This is a genomic window from Pseudomonas sp. App30, from assembly GCF_047947025.1.
Classification (GTDB): Bacteria; Pseudomonadota; Gammaproteobacteria; order Pseudomonadales; family Pseudomonadaceae; genus Aquipseudomonas.
The window spans coordinates 4,935,739-4,957,866 of sequence record NZ_CP133165.1 but is presented as its reverse complement, the minus strand read 5'-3'; the positions used below and the strand labels follow the sequence as shown (position 1 = coordinate 4,957,866).

Below are 22,128 nucleotides of genomic sequence, written 5' to 3'. Positions count from 1 at the left end.
CGCATGGCTGTAGTACGCTTGGGAAAACGCCAAGGACCGCTGCCCATGACCCAGAACATCTACGACAACCCGGATTTCTTCGCCAATTACGCCCAGCTGGGGCGCTCGGTGCACGGCCTGGACGGCGCCGCCGAGTGGCCGGCGCTGCAGGCCATGCTGCCGAACATGCACGGGGTGCGGGTGGTGGACCTGGGCTGCGGCTATGGCTGGTTCTGCCGCTGGGCCGCCGAACAGGGCGCGCGCAGCGTGCTGGGGCTGGACGTGTCGCAGAAGATGCTGGAGCGCGCCCGCGCCACCACCGGCGACGCACGCATCCAGTACGCCCAGGCCGACCTGGAACAGTTGGTGTTGCCCGAGTGCAGCGTGGACCTGGTCTACAGCTCGCTGACCCTGCATTACCTCAAGGACCTGCCCGGCCTGCTGGCCGCAGCGCACAAGGCGTTGGTGCCGGGCGGCCACCTGGTGTTCTCCATCGAGCACCCGATTTTCATGGCCGCGCGCCAGCCGGACTGGCTGACCACCGCGGACGGGCGCAAGACCTGGCCGGTGGACAGCTATCAACGCGAGGGCGAGCGAGTGACCAATTGGCTGGCCGACGGCGTGGTCAAACAGCACCGTACCCTGGGCACGCTGCTGAACGCGGTGATCGACGCCGGCTTTACCCTGGCGCATATCGAGGACTGGGGCCCCACCGCGCAACAGCTGGCGGCGGTGCCGGCACTGGCCGATGAGGTGGAGCGGCCGATGCTGTTGCTGGTGGGGGCGCACCGATGAGAACATTTGTACTCCTAGTGCTCGGCAGCCTGGCCACGGGCGCGTTCGCCGCCAGCGAACCCAAGCCCGACTGCGCCAACGCGTCGACCACGGTGCAGATGACCCAGTGCGCAGCGCTGGATGCGGACGCCGCCGAGGCGCAATTGAACACGGCGTACCAGCAGCTGTTGAAACGGCTGGGCCAGCCCGACACCGCCACGGACAAGTTCAGCCTGATGCGCCAGAAGCTGCAGGTGGCCCAGCGCGCGTGGATCAAGTTCCGCGACGCCGACTGCGACGCGGTGTACCAGGTGAACGCCTCGGGCACCATCCGCGGGCTGGCGGCGCTGGGCTGCAAGCGGGCCCACGCCGAACAGCGCACCAAGGAGCTGCAGGCCTACCTGGGGCCGTGACCCCCTGCGGCAGCGGCTACAGGTTTGACGCACCCGCGTATCAAACCCGTTAAGATAAGCCTCTCCCCCGCCACCGCAGGCCCCACCGTGTCATCACTCATCGTCGCCCTCGGCGCTTCCGCCGGTGGCCTGGGGCCACTGGAAGGTTTCCTGCGCCTGATGCCGGGGGATTCGGGCGCCTGCTTCCTGGTGATTCAGCACCTGGACCCCGACCACCCCAGCCTGCTGGCCGAGATTCTTGGCCGCGCCACCACCCTGGCCGTGCTGGAAGCCACTGACGGCGCGCGCCTGCTGGCTAACACGGTGTACGTGATTCCGCCCAACCACGACCTGCGCCTGGCCGGCAAGCGCCTGGTGCTGGGGCCGCGCCAGCAGCCCGCCGGCCAGCACCGGCCGATCGACACCTGCTTTACCTCCCTGGCCGAGCAACACGGTGCGCGCGCGGTGGGCATCGTGCTGTCCGGCACCGGCAGTGACGGCACCCGTGGCTGCCGGGCCATTCTCGACCACGGCGGCAGGACGCTGGTGCAATCCCCCGAGGAAGCCGCCTACAGCGGCATGCCCGACAGCGTGATCCAGGCCGGCAATGCCACCCAGGTGCTGACCGTGGTGCAGATGGCCGGAGCGCTGTTCAGCGAGCCGCTGCCGGTGGCCAATACCGCCCTGCAACACATTCTGCTGCACCTGCGGCAAAGCACGGGCCACGACTTTACCCAGTACAAGAAAAGCACCATCGCCCGGCGCATCGAACGGCGCATGCAGGTGCAGCAGGTGGCCAGCGAGGCCGACTACGTGCAACTGCTGGAAACCAGCGCCAGCGAGGCGCAATTGCTGTTCAACGAGCTGCTGATCAACGTCACCCAGTTCTTCCGCGACCCGCTGGCGTTCCAGGTGATGCAGGCGCAGGTGCTGCAGCCCATGCTGGCGGCCAAGGGCCGCGACGAGATGCTGCGCATCTGGGTGGCCGGCTGCGCCAGCGGCGAGGAGGCCTATTCACTGGCCATCCTGCTGCACGAGCTGCTGCAGGGCCGCGACCAGCCGCTGACCGTGCAATTCTTCGCCACCGACCTCGACGCCGACGCCATCGCCACCGCACGGGCCGGGCTGTACCCGCCCAGCATCGCCGAGGACGTGGGCGCGCACCGGCTGCAGCGCTATTTCACCCAGGAGGAAGCTGGCTACCGGGTGCGCAAGGAAATCCGCGAGATGATCGTGTTCGCGGTGCAGAACGTGATCAAGGACCCGCCCTTCACCCGGCTCGACCTACTGTGCTGCCGCAACCTGATGATCTACCTGGGCCACGCGCTGCAGAACCGCCTGGTGCCCAGCTTCCATTACGCACTGAAGCCGGGCGGCGTGCTGTTCCTGTCCCCCAGCGAGAGCATCGGCGGCCACGCCACGCTGTTCTCGCCGCTGCATCGCAAGTGGAAATTGTACCGGGCCATCAAGGGTACGATGCCCGCCTCCATGCCGTTGAACCGCAGCCTGTCCTGGGTGCCCGAACGGATCGCCAAACTACCGGAACACCCCGCGAAAATGACCCGTGAAAGCAACATCGCCGAACTCACCCGCCGCGCCCTGTTGCAGGACTTCGGCCCCGCGTCGGTGGTCACCGACCTGACCGGCACCATCCTCTACATCCACGGCGACACGGGCAACTACCTGCGCCCGGCGCCCGGCCAACCCAGCCTGAGCGTCATCGACATGGCCCGCGAAGGCCTGCAACTGGCCGTGCGCAACGCCGTGCAGCAAGCGGCCGACGGCAGCCTGACGCAGCCACTGACCGTCACCACCGATGGCATCAACCGCCAGGTGCAGGTCAGCGCCCGGCGCCTGGCCGACAGCGCCCAGGGCGAACGCCTGTTGCTGATTACCTTCCAGGACCTGCCCGGTGCGCCTGCCACCAGCAGCGAGTCGCTGAGCCAGCCAAGCCCCGAGAACGTCACGCGCCTGGAGCGCGACCTGGCCTACACCCGCGCCAACCTTCAGGCCACCATCGACGAGCTGCAGGACGCCAACGAAGAGCTGAGCTCGGCGAACGAGGAAATGCAATCCACCAACGAAGAGTTGCAGTCCTCCAACGAGGAACTGGAGACCTCGCGCGAGGAGCTGCAATCGGTGAACGAGGAGCTGGTGACCGTCAACGCCGAGCTGCAGGCCAAGATCGAGCAGCTGGGCGACATGCAGAACGACATGAAGAACCTGCTGGACAGTATCAACATCGGCACCATTTTCCTCGACACCCACCTGACCATCCGCCGCTTCACCCGCGACGCGGTGAAAATCTACCGGCTGATCCCCAAGGACGTCGGGCGGCCGCTGGCTGACATCACGTCGTACCTGGACAACCTCGACCTGCTGGTGCCCGCGCAACAGGTGCTCGACACCCTGATACCCCGCGAGATAGAGCTGTGCACCACCACCGGCGACTGGTTCATGGCGCGCCTGCTGCCCTACCGCACCCTGGACAACGTGATCGACGGCGTGGTCATGACCTTCCACGACATCAATGCCCGTGTGGCCAACGAACAGGCGATCCAGGCCGCCCGCGAGCTGGCCGAAGCCATGGTGGACACGGTGATCGAACCGCTTTTGCTGCTCGATCATGACCTGCGGGTGGTGACGGCCAGCCGCTCGTACTATCGTGAATTCCACACCGGGCCGGCGCAGACTGCTGGCCGTCGGCTATATGAGTTGGGCAACGGCCAATGGGATATCGTGGCACTGCGCAATCAGTTAGGTACCATTCTGCAGGACAACACCAGTTTCGATGGGTTTGTGGTGGAGCAGGTGCTGGCCGGCGGCGGCCCGCACACCATCACCCTGAACGCCCGTCGTGTCGCCGGCAGCGGCGCGCGGCCACACCTGATCCTGTTGGCCATGCAACTCCAACCGTCGAAAACCTAGAGGGTCTGCTCCATGAAGTTGCCGACACCTGCACAGGCGTTACCCCAGGATGTGCAGGCCGGCAACACGCAGCTGCTGTACGACCTGCAGATGCACCAGGTCGAGCTGCAGATGCAGAACGAGGAGCTGCGCAACGCCCACCTGGCCCTGGAGACCTCCCGCGACCTGTACCTGGACCTGTACGAGCACGCGCCGGTGGGCTACCTGACCCTGTCTACCCAAGGGGTGATCGAAGCGGTGAACCGCACAGGCGAGAGCCTGCTGGGCTGCGCGCGCGAGCGCCTGCTGCAACGCCGCTTCGCCAGCCGCGTGGCCAGCCATGACCGCGACCGCTGGCAGCAGGTGTTCGTGCGCATGTGCCGTGGCGCCCAGCCCGAGGAATGCGAGCTGACCCTGCGCCGCGCCGATGGCAGCCTGTGGCGGGCACGGCTGAACTGCGTGCAGCACCCCAGCCAGCCGCCCAGCGTGCGCGTGAGCATCACCGACCTCACCGCCCGCCAGCAGCTGGAAAGCCGCCTGAGCCTGGCCGCCAGCGTGTTTACCCATGCCCGCGAAGGCATCATGATCACCGACGCGGGCGGCACGATCGTCGAGGTCAACGACGCCTTCAGCACCATCACCGGCTACGCCCGGGCCGAAGCGCTCGGCCAGAACCCGCGCTTCCTGGCCTCGGGCCTGACCGAGCCGGGCCTGTATGCCGACCTGTGGCGCAGCCTCTGCGAAACGCACCACTGGCAAGGCGACCTGTGGAACCGCCGGCGCAACGGCGAGAATTTCGCCACCCGCCAGACCATCACCGCCATCCTCGACCCACAGGGCAGGGTACAGCACTACGTGTCGCTGTTCACCGACGTCACCGAACTGCACGAACACCAGCGCCAGCTGGAATACATCGCCCACTACGACCCGCTGACCCACCTGCCCAACCGCGTGTTGCTGGCCAGCCGCCTGCAGCAGGCCATGACCCGTGCCTTGCAGGCGGGCAGCAAACTGGCCCTGGCTTATCTCGACCTGGACGGTTTCAAGGCCATCAACGACCTGCACGGCCACGAGGCCGGCGACCGCGTGCTGACCACCGTGGCCCGGCGCATGAAACACACCCTGCGTGATGCCTGCACCCTGTCGCGCCTGGGCGGCGACGAGTTCGTGGCGTTGATCGTCGACCTCGACCATGTGTGCGACAGCGCGCTGATGCTTGAACGCCTGCTGGCCGCCGCCAGCGAAGTGGTACACATCGGTGCGCTGCCCATCGAGCTGTCCGCCAGCATCGGCGTCAGCTATTACCCGCAGGAGGGCGAAGTCAGCGCCGACCAGCTGCTGCGCCAGGCCGACCAGGCCATGTACCAGGCCAAGCTGGCCGGCAAGAACCGTTTTCACGTCTTCGATGCCCAGCACGACCTCGACCTGCGCGGCCACAACGCGCGCCTCGACCGTATCGACCGCGCCATTCGCGAACAGGAGCTGCGGCTGTACTACCAACCCAAGGTCAACCTGCGCACCGGCCTGGTGGTGGGCACCGAGGCGCTGCTGCGCTGGGAGCACCCGGAAAAAGGCCTGTTGCTGCCTGACAGTTTCCTGCCCTTGGTGGAAAGCAACGCGCTGTCGGAAGTGATCGGCGACTGGGTGCTGGACGGCGCCCTGAAGCAGATTCAGGCATGGCAGCGGCAAGGGGTGCAGGTGCCGGTCAGCGTCAACGTCGGTGCCCGCCAGCTGCAGCACCCCGACTTCGTCGCCAACCTGACCGAGCGCCTGGCCGCGCACCCGGACGTCGACCCGCGCATGCTGATGATCGAGATCCTGGAAACCAGTGCGCTGGAGGACATCGAAGGCGTGTCGCAGACGTTGCGCACCTGCGCGGCCATGGGCGTGCGCTTCGCCCTGGACGACTTCGGCACCGGCTATTCGTCGCTCAGCTACCTCAAGCGCCTGCCGGTGGCGCAGCTTAAAATCGACCAGTCATTCATCCAGGGCATGCTCGATGCCCCCCAGGATATCTCCATCCTGCAGGCCATCCTGGGCCTGGCCAGCGCCTTCGACCGCGAGATCATCGCCGAAGGCGTGGACAACGCCGCCCAGGCCAGGCGCCTGCTACAGATGGGCTGCGAGCTGGCCCAGGGCTTTGGCATCGCCCAGCCCATGGCCGCCGAAGCGGTGCTGGGCTGGATCAACGACTGGCAAGCCAGGTCGCACTGGTAGGCCGGCTCAATACACCTGCGGCACAATCAACTCTTCGGGCACCGGGCTGCGGGTGTAGTCCAGCTGGCGCTCGCGCTGGGGCAGCTCGATGGCCGGGTGCTCCACTTCCTCGTACGGCATCTGCGACAGCAGGTGGTTGATGCAGTTGAGCCGCGCCTTCTTCTTGTCGTCGGCCTGCACGATCCACCACGGCGCCTCGCTGATGTGGGTGCGCTGCAGCATCACTTCCTTGGCCTTGGTGTAGGCCTCCCAGCGGCGCCGCGACTCCAGGTCCATGGGGCTGAGCTTCCACTGCTTGAGTGGGTCGTGGATGCGGCTGAGGAAACGCAGGTGCTGCTCCTGGTCGGAGATGGAGAACCAGTACTTAATCAGCTGGATGCCGGAGCGTGCCAGCATGCGCTCGAACTCCGGCACGCTGCGGAAGAACTCCTCGTACTGCTCGTCGTTGCAGAAGCCCATCACCTTCTCGACGCCCGCGCGGTTGTACCAGCTGCGGTCGAACAGCACGATCTCGCCGGCGGCCGGCAGGTGCGACACGTAGCGCTGGAAATACCACTGGGTGCGTTCGCGGTCGTTGGGCGCCGGCAGCGCCGCCACGCGGCACACCCGCGGGTTGAGGCGCTGGGTGATGCGCTTGATGACCCCGCCCTTGCCCGCCGCGTCACGGCCTTCGAACAGGATCACCACCTTGTGGCCGGTCTTCACCACCCAGCTCTGCAACTTCACCAGCTCGCCCTGCAAGCGGAACAGCTCGGCAAAATACTGCCGGCGCGCATGCTTCTCGGGGCTTTCAGGGATGTTGTTGTCGAACAGCTCATCGAAGTCGAAGCCATCGTCCAGCAGCTCAAGTTCAAGCTCTTCGTCACCGTGGTCGACCAGCTCGCGGTGAATGCGATGCATCAGGGTATCGGCGCTGGCGTGCATGATGGACTCTCCCGTGGATGTCGGACGTTTCCGAGATGATAGGGAGAATTTGTGACCGGGTGGTTAAGCCTGGCAGCACCGGCCTATCACCCCGTAGCAGCGGCCGCCAGGCCGCGTCCAAAAGGCCCACCTGCACCATCACGAACACCGCGCCGTAGCCAGACGCCGCCTGGCGGCAGCTGCTACAGAAGGTTTATAAGCGCCTAAAACGCCATCATGAAAATTGTGACCGCCTCGTCATTTTAAGCACAACGCCATCAAAAGTACTCACGACGCTACATTTTTGACACCAAAAACCGTCAACATAATGTTACTAATAATAAGGTTATTGAGAAGCCAATCCCATTCTCATTGTTCATCTGGCTGCCGCGCTTTATGTCGGCACGCCCAAGACACGGAGGTCTTATGCGCCTATTTCGCATTCCAGGCAGCGTCGCGCTGCTCGCTGTTTCCCTCATGCCCCTGGCCCATGCCGAAGAGGCCACCCAAGAGCGCCTGTGTGGCTGGTACGAGAACCCTACCCCGCGAGTCATCAACCTCATCGACCACGAAGGCAGCTGGAAAGTCGCCACCGCCGACGGCTACAGCGCGCCAGGGCAGAAGCCGATTTTCCGTGCCAGCCAGTGGATACGCACCAACGGTGACTACGGCTATGGTTGCGCCTGCCTGTCCGGCGACATCGATGAACAGACCCACACGGTCAATGCCATTGCCACCGCCACCGCGCGCACGCTGGCAGCATGCCGCTCTGACGCCAGCCTGCGTGAACCGTCGGCGTTGAAGGGCAAGAACGTGGTGGGCGCCATTGTGATGTAGCACGCAGGATTGGCAGAATTTGTGTGATTGTTGTCATTTCCGCCAATCGTCGGTCGAGCGATGATGGTTCCACCTCTCTGCGTGGAAGCCATCATGCTCAACGACCTGATTCGCCAACGCCCGCTGGACATCAACCTGCTGCTGTACCCCGAAGTCGAGATTCTCGACTTCGCCGGCCCCTACGAGGTGTTCAGCGTCGCCAGCCGCGTGGCCCTGCGCGACGGCGTGCTGGCTCACCCGGCGTTTCGCGTGCACACCGTAGCCACCCAGGCAGGCATGGTGCGCGCCCGTTACAACCTGCGCGTGGAGGCTGACGCCAGCCTGGAAAGCGCCCTGCCCTGCGACATCCTGATAGTGCCTGGGGGCGTGGTCGACCAGCCGCTGGGGGATCCGCACACCCTCGACTGGATAGCCACGACTGCCGCCCGCACCGCGCTGGTGACGTCGGTGTGCACCGGTGCGTTCGTGCTGGCCAAGGCCGGCGTGCTGACGAACCAGCGGGTGACCACGCATTGGGATGACATTGAGCTGCTGCAGCGTGACTTCCCTGCGCTGACGGTGGTTGCAGACGTGCCCTTCGTGGACCTGGGAAGCCTGATCACCTCTGCCGGGATTTCTGCTGGCATCGACATGAGCCTGCATGTAGTCGCTCGCCTGCTGGGTGCCGATACCGCGGCGAGCACGGCCCGGCAAATGCAATACCCCTGGCAAGACCAGCCCTGAAGGAGAAATTTCCTAGATCGTTTCGGGAAGCGTCCGAGGCAATACTGGAAGCATCCGGTTACGGTGTGGTGCGAGCGTCCGGATAATGCAGCCGCTTCCATCTCAGTAACGGATAGTGACAATGCCCCGACACGCCCTGAACACGCTGCCCTTCCTGCTGCTGGCCTTGACGCCGTTCGGCGCCCTGGCCACGGAAGGCATGATCCACTTCAGCGGCGCGGTGACCACGCCCCTGTGCCCGTTGCTCCTGGCCCCAGAGCAGCCTGTGCCGGCCCGCTTCGCGGCTGAAGGCCCGGGCTGCGAGGACAGTGGCCGGGTCGCGGAGCTGCGGGTTGAGACGGTTGGCGAGCCGCAGGAAGGGCTCGCCGTGGTCACGGTGCAGGTGTTCTAGGCCTTGGCGGCCTTGCCGAAGCCATCGGCGCGGAACATCTGGCGAATACCGCGCAGCGCCTGGCGGATACGGTCCTGGTTCTCGATCAGGGCGAAGCGCACGTGGTCGTCGCCGTACTCTCCAAAGCCGATGCCCGGCGACACGCACACCTTGGCCTCGGCCAGCAGCTTCTTGGCGAATTCCAGGGAGCCCAGGTGCGCGTACTGCTCGGGGATCTTCGCCCACACGTACATCGAGGCCTTGGGGTTCTCGACCATCCAGCCCAGCTCGTGCAGGCCCTTGACCAGCACGTTGCGGCGCTGGCGGTATTGCTCGGCGATGTCCAGCACGCACTGCTGGTCGCCTTCCAGGGCCGCGATGGCCGCGACCTGCAGCGGCGTGAAGGTGCCGTAGTCGTGGTAGCTCTTGATGCGCGCCAGGGCGTTGACCAGCTCCGGGTTGCCGACCATGAAGCCGATGCGCCAGCCGGCCATGTTGTAGCTCTTGGACAGGGTGAAGAACTCCACCGCGATGTCCTTGGCGCCGGGCACCTGCATGATCGAGGGAGCTTTCCAGCCGTCGTAGACGATGTCGGCGTAGGCCAGGTCGTGCACCACCAGCACGTCGTACTGTTTGGCCAGGGCCACCACACGCTCGAAGAAGTCCAGCTCCACGCACTGGGCGGTGGGGTTGGAGGGAAAGCCGAGGATCATCATCTTCGGCTTGGGGATGGAGCCACGGATCGCCCGCTCCAGTTCCTCGAAGAAGTCCACGCCGGGCACCAGCGGTACCGAACGCACCTGGGCGCCGGCAATCACGGCACCGTAGATGTGGATCGGGTAGCTGGGGTTGGGCACCAGCACGGTGTCGCCCTGGTCCAGGGTGGCCAGCATCAAGTGCGCCAGGCCTTCCTTGGAACCGATGGTGACGATGGCTTCGTTTTCAGGGTCGATTTCAACCTGATAGCGGTCGGCGTACCAGCGCGAAATGGCGCGACGCAGACGGGGAATGCCACGCGAAGTCGAGTAGCCGTGGGTGTCTTCACGCTGGGCAACGCTGACCAGCTTTTCCACGATATGCGGCGGGGTGGCGCCGTCGGGGTTGCCCATGCTCAGGTCGATGATGTCCTCGCCACGGCGGCGGGCGGCCATCTTGAGCTCGGCGGTGATGTTGAAGACGTAAGGGGGAAGACGATCGATACGCGAAAAGCGGCGCGGCGAAGAACCGTTGTCAGCCATGTTGAAACCTCGAGACGTAAGCGCCCGGAACCGTCCGAGCGACGCGGCCAGTGTGCTGGCCAGAGACATAACAATAAGCCTGGAGAGGAAAAGCTGTCCAGCCCCCTTTCAGGGATATTTGAATTATTTACGGTGAAACCAGAAATTTCACCTTAAAACAAAACACAATTCAGTGGATTATCTTGAAGAAGTGAAAAATCCATGACGCGGTCTGTCGGCCGCTGCTACGGGAGCTCTTAAACGCGAAAACGCCCCGGACCTTGCGGTACGGGGCGTTTTCGGTGTAGCAGGACAGCGATCGAGTCGCGTACCTACACTCAGTGAGCGTAGGTCAGCAGCAGCTCCGTCGGCGCCTTGAAGTCCAGGGACATCATCACGCTCAGGGCCGTGATGGTGAAGATGGAGAACACGAACAGCTTGCGTGCCCACACCTTGTCATCAACTGCCTTGTAACCGGTCCAGGCCATGTACAGCCAGTACATGCCCATCGCTGCCGCCACTGCCAGGTAGCTCATGCCTGCGTAACCACCAAGGGTCAGCATGAGGGTCGCCAGCAGGAACGCCAGGATGTAGAGCAGGATGTGTTTCTTGGCTACAACGATGCCACGCTTGACCGGCAGCACCGGAATCGATGCGGCCAGGTAGTCGTTGAAGCGGAAGATCGCGATGGCATAGGAATGCGGCATCTGCCAGAGGCTGAACATCACCAGCAGGGTCAATGCAGCCATGTCGAAGTGACCGCTCACGGCCACGTACCCGATGACGGGCGGCATGGCTCCGGAGAGGCTGCCGACCAGGGTACCGTGTACCGACTTGCGCTTCAGGTACAGGCTGTAGAAACCCACGTAGATGATGAAGCCGATCAGGCCGCCCAAGGCCGCCAGCGGGTTGGCCATCTTGTACAGCATGGCCAGGCCCGCCACACCCAGCAGGGTGGCGTAGGCCAGGGCGACCTTCAACGAGATCAGGCCCTGGACCAGTACGCGGTTCTTGGTGCGTTCCATCTTCACGTCGATGTCGCGGTCAATGCAGTTGTTGAATGCACAACCCGACGCCACCACCAGTGAAGTGCCAATCACCGTGGCCAGGAAAAGGGCGAAATCTACATGCCCTTGCGAGGCCAGGAAAAAGCCGCCTGCCACAGAAAGCACGTTACCGAAAATGATCCCCGGTTTGGTGATTTGGATAAAGTGCTTAACGGACATGCAGTTTTCCTCAGTGCGCCATCATGACGGTATGGATGCTGACCATGATCCACAGCGCCAGGCCAACCAACAGCACGATGACGATGCCTGCGAACACGAAGGCGATGACGTTGTTGCGTTGCGCCTCACTACGGTCCAGGTGCAGGAAGTACACCAGGTGAACCAGAACCTGGATCACGGCAAATGCCAGGATCAGGAACAGCGTCGCCGACTTGGAGAACACTGGGTGCATGACCAGGGCGAACGGGATCGCAGTCAGGATGATCGACAGTACGAAACCGATCATGTACGACTTGAAGCTGCCGTGGCTGCCCGAATCGTGGGCGTGAGCGTGAGCGTTAGCCATTACAGGGTCCCCATCAGGTAAACAACGGTGAACACGCAGATCCACACCACGTCCAGGAAGTGCCAGAACAGGCTCAGGCAGCTCAGACGGGTGTTATTGGTCGGAGTCAGGCCGTGTTTCGAGACCTGGTACATCATCACCGCCATCCAGATCAGACCGCTGGTCACGTGCAGGCCGTGGGTACCGACCAGCGTGAAGAAGCCCGACAGGAAGCCGCTGCGCGACGGGCCGAAGCCCTCCGAGATCAGCTTGTGGAACTCGTTGAGCTCCATGCCGATGAAGCCCAGGCCGAACAGGAAGGTGATGAACAACCAACCCAGCACGCCACCCTTGTTACCCTTGTGCAGCGCCAGCATGGCGAAGCCGTAGGTGATGGAGCTCAGCAGCAGGCAGGCAGTCTCGCCCAATACGTACGGCAGTTCGAAGATGTCATGACCCGACGGACCACCTGCAACGTTGCCCGACAGTACGGCGTAGGCAGCGAACAGCGATGCGAACAGGATGCAGTCCGTCATCAGGTAGATCCAGAAACCAAATACGGTCATTGGACCCGCATCATGGTGTTCGTGGTCGTCGTGCCCATGGTCGTGACCATGGGCAGTTCCAGCGTTCAATACTATGTTCGACATTGTTTAAGCCTGTTCAAGCGCGTTGACGGGGGTCTTGGAGACACCAGCCACGTTTGCTTTCGCCAAGATTTGTTGACGTTCGCCTTCGATGCGAGCCACTTCTGCTGCAGGGACCATGTAGCCTTGATCATCACGCGCAGCGTGGATGATGAAGTAGCCAACACAGCCGATCAGGCCAACAGCGGCCAGCCAGAAGATGTGCCAGATCATCGCGAAACCGAACACAGTCAGGAAGGCGCTCATCACCAGGCCTGTGGCAGTGTTGTTAGGCATGTGGATATCCGTGTACTTCGTCGGGAACGTGTACGCGGTACCGTTGCGCTTGGCTTCGGTGAAGGCATCGATGTCGTTTGCGGTTGGCAGCACGGCAAAGTTGTAGAACGGCGGTGGCGAGGAAGTCATCCACTCCAGGGTGTGGCCGTTGTACGGGTCACCGGTCACGTCGCGGTTCTGATCACGGTCGCGGATCGACACGTACAGCTGGATGAACTGGCAAGCGATACCGGCCAGGATCAGCAGTGCACCACCCATGGCCACGTACAGGTACGGGGTCCAGTCCGGGTTGTCAGTGTGGTTCAGACGACGGGTCATGCCCATGAAGCCCAGTGCGTACAGCGGCATGAATGCCACGTAGAAGCCCGAGATCCAGAACCAGAACGCTGCCTTGCCCCACTTCTCGTTCAGGGTGAAACCGAACGCTTTAGGGAACCAGTAGGCGAAGCCTGCGATGTAGCCGAATACAGCACCACCGATGATCACGTTGTGGAAGTGAGCCACCACGAACAGGCTGTTGTGCAGCACGAAGTCAGCACCTGGAATGGCCAGCAGTACGCCAGTCATGCCGCCGATCGCGAAGGTGATCAGGAAGCCCAGGGTCCACATGACCGGCGCGGTGAAGCGCAGGCGACCTTGGTAGATAGTGAACAGCCAGTTGAACAGCTTCACACCCGTCGGGATGGCAATCAACATCGTTGCCAGGCCGAAGAAGGAGTTGACGCTGGCGCCCGAACCCATGGTGAAGAAGTGGTGCAGCCAAACCATGAAGCCCAGTACCGCGATGCAGCCAGAAGCCAGAATCATCGACACGTGGCCGAACAGACGCTTGCCGGAGAAGGTCGAGACCACTTCGGAGAACACGCCGAACGCTGGCAGGATCAGGATGTACACCTCAGGGTGACCCCATGCCCAGAACAGGTTGACGTACATCATCGGGTTGCCGCCCAGCTCGTTCGTGAAGATATGGAAGTCCATATAACGATCGAGGGTCAGCAGGGCCAGGGTGGCGGTCAGGATCGGGAACGAAGCCGCGATCAGGACGTTTGCCCAGGTGCAGGTCCAGGTGAAGATAGGCATGTCCATCAGTTTCATGCCTGGGGTACGCATTTTCAGCACGGTGACCAGGAAGTTCACGCCGGTCAGCGTCGTACCGATACCCGACAGCTGCAGTGCCCAGATGTAGTAGTCCACACCCACGCCCGGGCTATAGCCCAGTTCCGACAGCGGTGGATAGGCAACCCAACCGGTACGTGCGAATTCACCGACGCCCAGCGACAGGTTGATCAGTACCACACCGGATACCAGCAGCCAGAAGCTCAGGGAGTTCAGGAACGGGAACGCAACGTCACGGGCGCCGATCTGCAGTGGAACTGCAAGGTTCATCAGGCCGGTGAAGAATGGCATCGCCATGAAGATGATCATGATCACACCGTGGGCGGTGAAGATCTGGTCATAGTGTTCAGGCGGCAGGTAGCCCTCGCCGCCGTTGGCGGACAAGGCAAGCTGCGAACGCATCATCAGGGCGTCGGCAAAGCCACGCACCAACATCACCATGGCGACGACGATGTACATCACGCCAATTTTCTTGTGGTCGACCGAGGTCAGCCATTCGGTCCACAGGTAGGACCATTTCTTGAAGTAAGTGATCGCCCCGACCAGCGCCAGCCCACCCAGGATGATCATACTGATCGTGACCATCACTATCGGGACATGGAAGGGGATCGCTTCCAAAGTTAATTTACCAAACATCGTTTACTCCTCTGCCCCAGCAGCTGAATGCGAACCCATGTCCATACCTTCCATACCGGCGACTTCTTTGCCTTCGTGCGCCATGTGGCCTGGATTCATACCCTCATACTTGTCGATGATGGTCTGGAACAGGTTTGGCGTGAACGAGGAATAAAGCGCGACAGGTGCTTTCTCGCTTGGTTTGGCCAGAGCAGCGTATTCAGCCGAATCAAGCTGTTTAGGTGAATTCTTCACTTCCGCGACCCATGCATCGAAGTCCGCCTGGGTGGTGGCGACTGCCTTGAACTTCATGCCGGTGAAACCTTCGCCGCTGTAGTTGGCGGAGATACCATCGAATTCATGTGGCTGACTGGCCAGCAGGTGCAGCTGGGTCGTCATGCCGGCCATCGAGTAGATCTGGCCGCCCAGGCCCGGAATGAAGAACGAGTTCATCACCGAGTCAGATGTAATGCGGAAATTGATCGGGGTGTTGGCCGGGAACTCGATCTTGTTGACGGTGGCGATACCCAGGTCCGGGTAGATGAACAGCCACTTCCAGTCCAGCGAAACGACCTGGATGGTGATCGGCTTCACGTCGGACTCGATCGGGCGATACGGGTCAAGGGCGTGAGTGGACTTGTAGGTGATCACGCCCAGCACGATCAGCAGGCACAGGGGAATACCCCAGATGGCGGCTTCGATCTTGTTGGAGTGGCTCCAGTCCGGCGTGTATTTGGCCGAGGTGTTGGTAGCGCGGTATTTCCACGCGAACACGATGGTCATCACAATGACGGGTACCACCACCAGCAGCATCAGCAGGGTAGCGGTAATGATCAGGTTTCTCTCGTCGAGACCGATCGGCCCTTTCGGGTCAAGCAGGGTCCACTTGCATCCACCGAGAAAAAGCATGCCGAAAAAGGGCAATATGCCAAACAGTCTGGGGTAACGCTTTTTGCTCATCTCACGACCTCTAAGCAGCTTGCATCAGTGCAATTGTGTTTTGATCGCCAACACTTCGTCCTGCCAAGCGTCAGCATTTATCGAGTTGGATACGGGCATGCCTAGAGATCAGCTGCTGCTGTTTGGCAGACCTGTGTGGTACGGTAATTTCTTATTGTGCCTTTGCAGGCTAAGTGTCGGTTAGTCGGCAATAGCCTGTCTGCAGACCAAATCCATTTGGGTGCGGAAACACAAGGTGGGCTCTCAACCCCGCGCCTGACGTGGCCTGGAGCACTGGCGGGGGGCATTTCTGCCACCTGTCGAGCGTCTCGCAAAGCCTGGCCCAGCGGATTTTGCGGGGATTGTAGATACCTCAGGTTTCATTGACTATGGCTTATTTAGCAACAATAAGTTTCCGCTAGTGTAACAATGAAGCCCACTTTCAAGGGATTGCGACACGATGTCGCACCCCCTGTCACACCCCTAAAAGCCTGGTTTTGCTAGGGATAAAGCCCTTACAAAAGGTCTGTGCTTATCGGTCACGCCTTGGCGAGACGGTGAAATCGGCACGATTAATGATTTGTAACTTGACCTCGAAGGGCGCCGTTTCAGCCCTTGCGGCGGTTGCGATAGATGCCCAGCGGCACCAGGACGATCGTCAGCACGAAGGCTACCAGAGCCCATTGTGCCAAGGACAGCCCCAACACGGGTGGATAGGGCGTGGTGCAGAAACCGCTGACCTGGAACACCATGGGCCAGGCGTCGGCCAGGGGCAGGCCGTCGACGAAGGGCTGCAGCACGTCGACGCCGCAGCTGGAAGAAGGGTTGGCCAGCACGTAGACGTGATTGCCGGCCGCCACCGCGCCGCCGACGGCGCTGAGCACCACCAGCGCCTCGAACACCGTGAGGCTGCGCTTGCCGGGCATGGCGGCACCGATGAAGGCGAACAGGGCAATGAACAGCAGCGCGTAGCGTTGCAGGATGCACAGCGGACATGGCGCCTCTTGCAGCACCACCTGCATGTACAGCGCACCGCCGATCAACGCCAGGCAGATGATGCCCAGCAAGACCAGGAAACGCTTCTCGCGGTTCAGCTGCGATTTCACATCACTCATTGCTTGTCCCTTCATTGGTGTGGGTAGGCTGTCGTGCCGTTGCGCCCGCCAGTCTACACGCTCACCAAGACCTTGAAAAAACAGGAAGGTTCCGGGACTTGCGCGGGACTGTGGAGTAAACCGCAGCGAAATTAACCCTGCGTTAACCCTCCGTTAACCCACTGACCGCGTAGCAGCTGCCGAAGGCTGCGTCCGGGACAATTGCATCGCCCCTGACGCGGCCTGGCGTCCGCTGCTACGTGATTCAGATTTCGGCAGCCGGGCCGAAGAACTCATAGTGCGCCTGCCCTTCCGGCACGCCCAGCGCCTTGAGGTTGCCCTTCACCGCCTTCATGAAGCCCTTGGGCCCCAGGAAGTAGGCGTCCAGGTCACGCTCGGCCGGCAACCAGCGGTTCAACAGCGCGTTATCCAACAAGCCCACCGCATCCGCTGCCCCGCCTGCCTCGGCGTAGCAGTAGAAGCGCTTGAGCTGCGGGTGGCGCGCCGCCAGGTTGTCCACCCAGTCGCGGAAACCGTGTACCGCGGCATTGCGCGCGCAGTGGATGAAATAGATCGGCCGCTGGCTGGGCAACGCCGCTTCCAGCATCGCCAGGGTCGGGGTGATGCCCACGCCACCGCTGATCAGCACCAGCGGCTTGCTGCCGGCGTGCAGCACGAACTCGCCGGCAGGCGGGAACAGCTGCACCTGGTCGCCTACCTGCAGGCGCTCGTGGAGGAAGTTGGAGACCTTGCCCCCGGCCTCGCGCTTGACGCTGATACGGTACTGCCCGGCCTTGGCCAGGGCCGACAGGGAGTAATTGCGACGGTGCTCCTCGCCGTCGATCAGCAGCTTGATGCCGATGTACTGGCCGGCGCTGAAATCGAGAATGGCCTGGCCGTCCACGGGCTCGAAGTAGAAGGACACAATTTCGCTGCTCTCCTGCACCCGCGCTGCCAGCTTGAAGTCCCGGCCGCCGCGCCAGCCGCCTGGGGCGTCAGCCTTCTGCTGATACACCTCGGCCTCGGCGGCAATCAGGATGTCCGCCAGTTGCTGGTAGGCGTTGCCCCAGGCCGCCAGCACCTGCGGGGTGGCGATCTCGCTGCCCAGCACTTCCTCGATGGCACGCAGCAGGCAGGCGCCGACAATGGGGTAATGCTCGGCCTGGATCTGCAAGGCCACGTGCTTGTTGATGATGCGCGCCAGCAGCCCGCCCAGCTGGTCGAGCTGGTCAATATGGCGGGCATACATCAGCACGCCATTGGCCAGGGCCCGCGGTTGGTCGCCGCTGGCCTGGTTGGCCTGGTTGAACAGCGGGCGCACGCTGGGGTTCTCCTCCAGCAGGGTGCGGTAGAAATGGGTGATGAGCGCTTCGCCGCCACTTTCCAGCAGTGGGACGGTGGATTTGACGATGGCGCGATCCTGGGCACTGAGCATGGCGTAACTCCTTGAAGCGTAAGTTGAAAAGGTTGCCCAAGGTATTTCACGCTTCATGCCAACTATTTTATCCATAAAAATCAATAACTTAATAAAAGACATGGTCAAAATGACCACAACCAACTACAGTCATTATGACTACACGAGGTCATTATGACTGCAAAACCGCTGCTCACTGCCCTGCTGCCACTGGTCTCCGACCTGTCCCGCGACCTGCCCGAACGCGAGCGCTACCGCCGCCTGCTGCAAAGCCTGCGCACCCTGCTGCCCTGCGATGCCACCGCGCTGTTGCGCCTGGACGGCGATTGCCTGGTGCCACTGGCCGTGGACGGCTTGAGCACCGACACCCTGGGCCGGCGCTTCAAGGTCAGCGAACACCCGCGCTTCGAGATCCTGCTGAACAACCCCGGCCCCACCCGCTTCGACAGCGACACCACCCTGCCCGACCCCTACGACGGGCTGGTGGACGGCCTGCATGAAGACCTGCACGTGCACGACTGCCTGGGCTGCCCGCTGTTCGTGGAGGAGCGCCCCTGGGGCCTGCTGACCCTGGACGCGCTGGACCCGCAGCGCTTCGACAGCCTGGACCTGGACGCCCTGGAGGCGTTCGCCAGCATGGCCGCCGCCACCGTCACCGTGGCCGAACGCATGGACCAACTGGCCATGCGCGCCGAGGACGAGCACCAGCGGGCCGAGGTCTACCGCCAGGCCAGCGGCCAGCAGCCCCATGAAATGATCGGCCAGAGCCCGGCGCTGCAACGCCTGGGTGACGAAATCCGCCTGGTGGGCGGCAGCGACCTCACCGTGCTGATCACCGGCGAAACCGGGGTAGGCAAGGAACTGGTGGCCCAGGCCATCCACCAGGCCTCGCCGCGCGCCCGGCAGCCCCTGATCAGCCTCAACTGCGCGGCGCTGCCCGACACCCTGGTGGAAAGCGAACTGTTCGGCCACGTGCGCGGCGCCTTCACCGGCGCCACCAGCGACCGGCTCGGCAAGTTCGAGCTGGCCAACGGCGGCACCCTGTTCCTCGACGAGGTGGGCGAGCTGTCCCTGAGCGTGCAGGCCAAGCTGCTGCGGGTGCTGCAGAGTGGCCAGCTGCAACGCCTGGGCTCGGACCGCGAGCACCAGGTGGACGTGCGCCTGATCGCCGCCACCAACCGGGACCTGGCCGAGGAAGTCCGCGAGGGTCGCTACCGGGCAGACTTCTACCACCGCCTCAGCGTGTACCCGCTGCAGGTGCCGGCGCTGCGCGAGCGCGGCCATGACGTGTTGCTGCTCAGCGGTTATTTCCTGGAACAGAACCGCTCGCGCCTGGGCCTGGGCAGCCTGCGCCTGAGCGCCGACGCCCAGGCCGCGCTGCTGGCCTACCCGTGGCCGGGCAACGTGCGCGAGTTGGAACACCTGATCGGCCGCGCCGCGCTCAAGGCGTTGGGGCAACAGGGCAAGCGGCCGGACATCCTCACCCTGGCCGCCGCCGACCTGGACCTGCGTGCCGCGCCCAGCAGCGCAGCGCTGATCCCCGACGACGCCGTGGCAGCGGGCATCGACCTGCGCCAGGCCACCGACCTGTTCCAGCGCCAGCAGATCCAGGCCTGCCTGGCCCGCCACCAGCACAATTGGGCCGCCGCCGCCCGCGAGCTGGGCCTGGACCGCGCCAACCTGGCGCGCCTCGCCCGTCGCCTGGGCTTGAAGTAGCCCTGCGGGGCGCCCGGACGCGGCCTGCCGGCCGCTGCTACGCCCTCAGGGCCGCGTCCCGGCCACCACGCAGCCCCAGGATGACAAACAACCGCCCACCGGCCTAAAGCCTGCCCGCGCCGGGTCGATAAACCTGGCATCGAATTGAAACCGGTCTGACAGAGAAGGTCCCCATGTCGTCCAAGAATGCCCGCGCAGATTCACTCTCGCTCCTGCTGTTTACCTTGCGCAGCGGCAAGTTGATGGCGATCAACCTGTTGAAGGTCAGTGAAATCATCCCCTGCCCGCCCCTGACCCGCCTGCCGGAGTCGCACCCGCACGTGAAGGGCGTGGCCACCCTGCGCGGCACCTCGCTGTCGGTGATCGACCTCAGCCGTGCCATCGGCGAAATGCCGTTGCTGGACCCCAGCGGCGGCTGCCTGATCGTCACCGACATCAGCCGCTCCAAGCAGGGCCTGCACGTACAGGGCGTGAGCAAGATCGTCCACTGCCTGACCACCGACATCCGCCCGCCGCCCTACGGCGCCGGGGTCAAGTCGTTCATCACCGGGGTCACCCAGGTGGACGGCGCGCTGGTGCAGGTGCTGGATATCGAGAAGGTCATCCACGGCATCGCCCCTGCGCCCATCGAGGCCGGCCACGAGCGGCTCAGCGAAGAAGACGCGCAACTGCTGGCCCAGGCCAACATCCTGGTGGTGGACGACAGCCAGGTGGCCCTGCAGCAGTCGCTGCTGACGTTGCGCAACCTGGGCATCGACTGCCACACCGCGCGCAGCGCCCGCGAGGCCATCGACCGCCTGCTGGAGCTGCAAGGCACCGCCGAGCAGATCAACGTGCTGGTGTCGGACATCGAAATGTCGGAAATGGACGGCTACGCTTTGACCCGTACCCTGCGTGAAACCCCCGACTTCAAGGACCTCTACGTGCTGTTGCACACCTCGCTGGACAGCAAGATGAACAGCGACAAGGCCCAGGCCGCCGGCGCCAACGCCGTGCTGACTAAATTCTCGTCGCCCGAGCTGACCCAATGCCTGATCCGCGCCGCCCGCGCGGTGGCCGGCGTGCCCCACTGACACCGCCATGGCCGAGTGCATCCTGATGCGCAAGGCCCTGGGCATTGCCGAGGCCGCCGTGCGGTGGCCGCTCGGCGTGCAACTGCGGCCCTGGGAGCCTGCTGCTGCCGCAGCCGCCCACGCCTTGCTGCTGAGCGTGCAGCAACTGGAACCCACCAGCACGCCCCAGGCCTGGCTGGAACAACTGGCCAGCGACCCCGAGTTCGACCCGCGCCTGTGCCGGCTGGCCTACGGCCCCGACGGCCTGGCAGGGTTCGCCATGGGCTGGACCAGCAGTTTCATCCGCCACCTGGCCGTGCAACCCGACGCCCGCCGCCAGGGCCTGGGCCTGGCCTTGCTCAACGACCTGTTCAACGCCTACCGGCGCCGCGACGAGGGCTTCGTCGACCTGACCCTGTTGGCTGACAATGCCAACGCGCTGAGGCTTTATGCCCGCGCCGGCATGGCCAAGGTGCGCCGCTATAGTCAGTAGCTATATTCAGTAACAATGCTGGCCGCAAGCCGGCCTTGGCCCTGGGTCATACTTCGCGCTTTCGCCAACGAGGCTACCGATGACTACCACCCGCTTTTCCGCGCTTCTGCTGCTGTGCCTGTGCGCCACCGCCCAGGCCTCCAGCGATGAAGCCTGGGCTGCCCACGACCAGCAGGTGATCGACGCCTGCGTGGCGGCCAGCCAACTCAAGGACAGCCAGCCCGTGGGCCGCCCCGCCGAATTCGACGACAGCGTCGGCTACAGCGCCCTGCTGTTGCAGGGCCGCTACCCCCAGGCGCACATGAAGAACCGCCAGGGCCGCGAGCTATGCCTGTTCGACAAGCAACAGCAGCGCGCCCAGGTCAGCGAATGGGACTCGATCATGAGCGTGCGCAAGCCCTGAGCTTCACAGCCAGACAAACCGGTACACCAGGTCCAGCCAGGGCTGCAGCCTGTCGCTGCTGCCCAGTAGCGCCAGGCACAGCACGTTGGCCAACAGGCTGGCGAACAACGAAGCCTTGAACCAGGGGTTGTCCTGCAGCAGCGCCACCAGGCACACCGCCAGGCCGCCCAGGCTGGCCAGCCAGGCCTTGCTGCCTGGTGCCACCGGCAGGTAGTGCAGCACCACCAACAGCAGCGGCATCAGCACGAGCGCAACGGGGTTCAACCATTTACCCAGGTGGGGGCGATTCAAGGGCAACCTCTGCAGGTGGACAAAACGTAACCAAGTGTCTCGGTATCAAAAAGTTACCGCTATTGGGCGTTTCCCTTTTACTTGTAGGAAAAAGCCGAGATTACGAGCAAGGCCGTGGCGGACCAGCACCGCCTTCCTGACAAAACTGACAGCGACACGTCATGCTCGCGACCCGATTGCCGCTATATAAAGAGAAGCAATC

General features: G+C 63.4%; 21 protein-coding genes. 11 read left to right on the top strand and 10 right to left on the bottom strand.

Translation table 11 applies throughout. From position 1 onward, the window contains the following. Window positions 1-45 precede the first annotated feature (45 nt). The 4 genes from RAM80_RS22930 to RAM80_RS22915 all read left to right on the top strand — a co-directional run bounded on the left by RAM80_RS22930 (window position 46) and on the right by RAM80_RS22915 (window position 6,269). Window positions 46-774 (top strand): class I SAM-dependent methyltransferase, encoded by a 729-nt coding sequence (locus RAM80_RS22930; protein WP_416422705.1) that lies wholly within the window; start codon window positions 46-48, stop codon window positions 772-774. After that, on the top strand, window positions 771-1,166 hold the full coding sequence (locus RAM80_RS22925; RefSeq protein WP_416422704.1) for a lysozyme inhibitor LprI family protein: 396 nt from the start codon (window positions 771-773) through the stop codon (window positions 1,164-1,166). The genes RAM80_RS22930 and RAM80_RS22925 overlap by 4 nt, the downstream gene beginning before the upstream one ends. Before the next feature lie 87 nt (window positions 1,167-1,253). Beyond that, window positions 1,254-4,073 (top strand): chemotaxis protein CheB, encoded by a 2,820-nt coding sequence (locus RAM80_RS22920; RefSeq protein WP_416422703.1) that lies wholly within the window; start codon window positions 1,254-1,256, stop codon window positions 4,071-4,073. A 12-nt stretch (window positions 4,074-4,085) separates the two neighbouring features. After that, window positions 4,086-6,269, top strand: coding sequence for a putative bifunctional diguanylate cyclase/phosphodiesterase (locus RAM80_RS22915; protein ID WP_416422702.1), 2,184 nt, complete (start codon window positions 4,086-4,088; stop codon window positions 6,267-6,269). 6 nt (window positions 6,270-6,275) lie between these two features. Here RAM80_RS22915 and ppk2 read toward each other — a convergent pair whose 3' ends face one another. Further along, the gene (gene ppk2, locus RAM80_RS22910; protein WP_416422701.1) at window positions 6,276-7,193 is read right to left on the bottom strand and encodes a polyphosphate kinase 2; all 918 of its coding nucleotides are present in this window, start codon (window positions 7,191-7,193) and stop codon (window positions 6,276-6,278) included. Window positions 7,194-7,598: 405 nt separating this feature from the next. On the opposite strand from ppk2, the gene RAM80_RS22905 reads away from it, so the two are divergent. From RAM80_RS22905 to RAM80_RS22895, 3 genes are all read left to right on the top strand, one after another. Further along, window positions 7,599-8,009, top strand: a complete 411-nt coding sequence (locus tag RAM80_RS22905) for a DUF4087 domain-containing protein (RefSeq protein WP_416422700.1) — start codon at window positions 7,599-7,601, stop codon at window positions 8,007-8,009. 63 nt (window positions 8,010-8,072) lie between these two features. Then, entirely contained in the window at window positions 8,073-8,732 is a 660-nt protein-coding gene (locus RAM80_RS22900) for a DJ-1/PfpI family protein (RefSeq protein ID WP_416422699.1), read from the top strand. Between the two features lie 121 nt (window positions 8,733-8,853). Then, complete coding sequence (locus RAM80_RS22895; RefSeq protein ID WP_416422698.1) at window positions 8,854-9,123, top strand: hypothetical protein; 270 nt, start codon at window positions 8,854-8,856, stop codon at window positions 9,121-9,123. On the opposite strand, the gene alaC is transcribed toward RAM80_RS22895, so the two are convergent. From alaC to hmpA, 8 genes are all read right to left on the bottom strand, one after another. Continuing rightward, the gene (alaC, locus tag RAM80_RS22890; RefSeq protein ID WP_416422697.1) at window positions 9,120-10,340 is read right to left on the bottom strand and encodes an alanine transaminase; all 1,221 of its coding nucleotides are present in this window, start codon (window positions 10,338-10,340) and stop codon (window positions 9,120-9,122) included. The genes RAM80_RS22895 and alaC overlap by 4 nt on opposite strands. Window positions 10,341-10,657: 317 nt before the next feature. Continuing rightward, complete coding sequence (cyoE, locus tag RAM80_RS22885; RefSeq protein WP_416422696.1) at window positions 10,658-11,545, bottom strand: heme o synthase; 888 nt, start codon at window positions 11,543-11,545, stop codon at window positions 10,658-10,660. 10 nt (window positions 11,546-11,555) lie between these two features. Further along, entirely contained in the window at window positions 11,556-11,891 is a 336-nt protein-coding gene (gene cyoD, locus RAM80_RS22880; protein WP_416422695.1) for a cytochrome o ubiquinol oxidase subunit IV, read from the bottom strand. After that, a complete protein-coding gene (cyoC, locus tag RAM80_RS22875) occupies window positions 11,891-12,520 on the bottom strand; it encodes a cytochrome o ubiquinol oxidase subunit III (protein ID WP_416422694.1) in 630 nt (209 codons plus the stop codon). Before cyoC ends, cyoD begins: the two co-directional genes overlap by 1 nt. 3 nt (window positions 12,521-12,523) lie before the next feature. Beyond that, entirely contained in the window at window positions 12,524-14,545 is a 2,022-nt protein-coding gene (gene cyoB / locus RAM80_RS22870; protein ID WP_416422693.1) for a cytochrome o ubiquinol oxidase subunit I, read from the bottom strand. Window positions 14,546-14,548: 3 nt separating this feature from the next. Beyond that, window positions 14,549-15,484, bottom strand: coding sequence for a ubiquinol oxidase subunit II (gene cyoA, locus RAM80_RS22865; RefSeq protein WP_416422692.1), 936 nt, complete (start codon window positions 15,482-15,484; stop codon window positions 14,549-14,551). Window positions 15,485-16,071: 587 nt separating this feature from the next. Continuing rightward, window positions 16,072-16,578 (bottom strand): disulfide bond formation protein B, encoded by a 507-nt coding sequence (locus tag RAM80_RS22860; RefSeq protein WP_416422691.1) that lies wholly within the window; start codon window positions 16,576-16,578, stop codon window positions 16,072-16,074. Between the two features lie 244 nt (window positions 16,579-16,822). Then, complete coding sequence (gene hmpA / locus RAM80_RS22855; protein ID WP_416422690.1) at window positions 16,823-17,992, bottom strand: NO-inducible flavohemoprotein; 1,170 nt, start codon at window positions 17,990-17,992, stop codon at window positions 16,823-16,825. Window positions 17,993-18,145: 153 nt separating this feature from the next. Here hmpA and norR point away from each other — a divergent pair, with 153 nt between their 5' ends. The 4 genes from norR (at window position 18,146) to RAM80_RS22835 (ending at window position 21,635) form a co-directional block, all read left to right on the top strand. Continuing rightward, complete coding sequence (gene norR, locus RAM80_RS22850; RefSeq protein ID WP_416422689.1) at window positions 18,146-19,687, top strand: nitric oxide reductase transcriptional regulator NorR; 1,542 nt, start codon at window positions 18,146-18,148, stop codon at window positions 19,685-19,687. Between the two features lie 173 nt (window positions 19,688-19,860). Next, window positions 19,861-20,760 (top strand): chemotaxis protein, encoded by a 900-nt coding sequence (locus tag RAM80_RS22845; RefSeq protein ID WP_416422688.1) that lies wholly within the window; start codon window positions 19,861-19,863, stop codon window positions 20,758-20,760. A gap of 7 nt (window positions 20,761-20,767) precedes the next feature. Then, window positions 20,768-21,232, top strand: a complete 465-nt coding sequence (locus RAM80_RS22840) for a GNAT family N-acetyltransferase (RefSeq protein WP_416422687.1) — start codon at window positions 20,768-20,770, stop codon at window positions 21,230-21,232. Window positions 21,233-21,311: 79 nt separating this feature from the next. Further along, on the top strand, window positions 21,312-21,635 hold the full coding sequence (locus RAM80_RS22835) for a hypothetical protein (RefSeq protein ID WP_416422686.1): 324 nt from the start codon (window positions 21,312-21,314) through the stop codon (window positions 21,633-21,635). Between the two features lie 3 nt (window positions 21,636-21,638). Here the strand turns inward: RAM80_RS22835 and RAM80_RS22830 are convergent, their stop codons facing one another. Beyond that, window positions 21,639-21,926 (bottom strand): hypothetical protein, encoded by a 288-nt coding sequence (locus tag RAM80_RS22830; protein WP_416422685.1) that lies wholly within the window; start codon window positions 21,924-21,926, stop codon window positions 21,639-21,641. Window positions 21,927-22,128 lie beyond the last annotated feature (202 nt).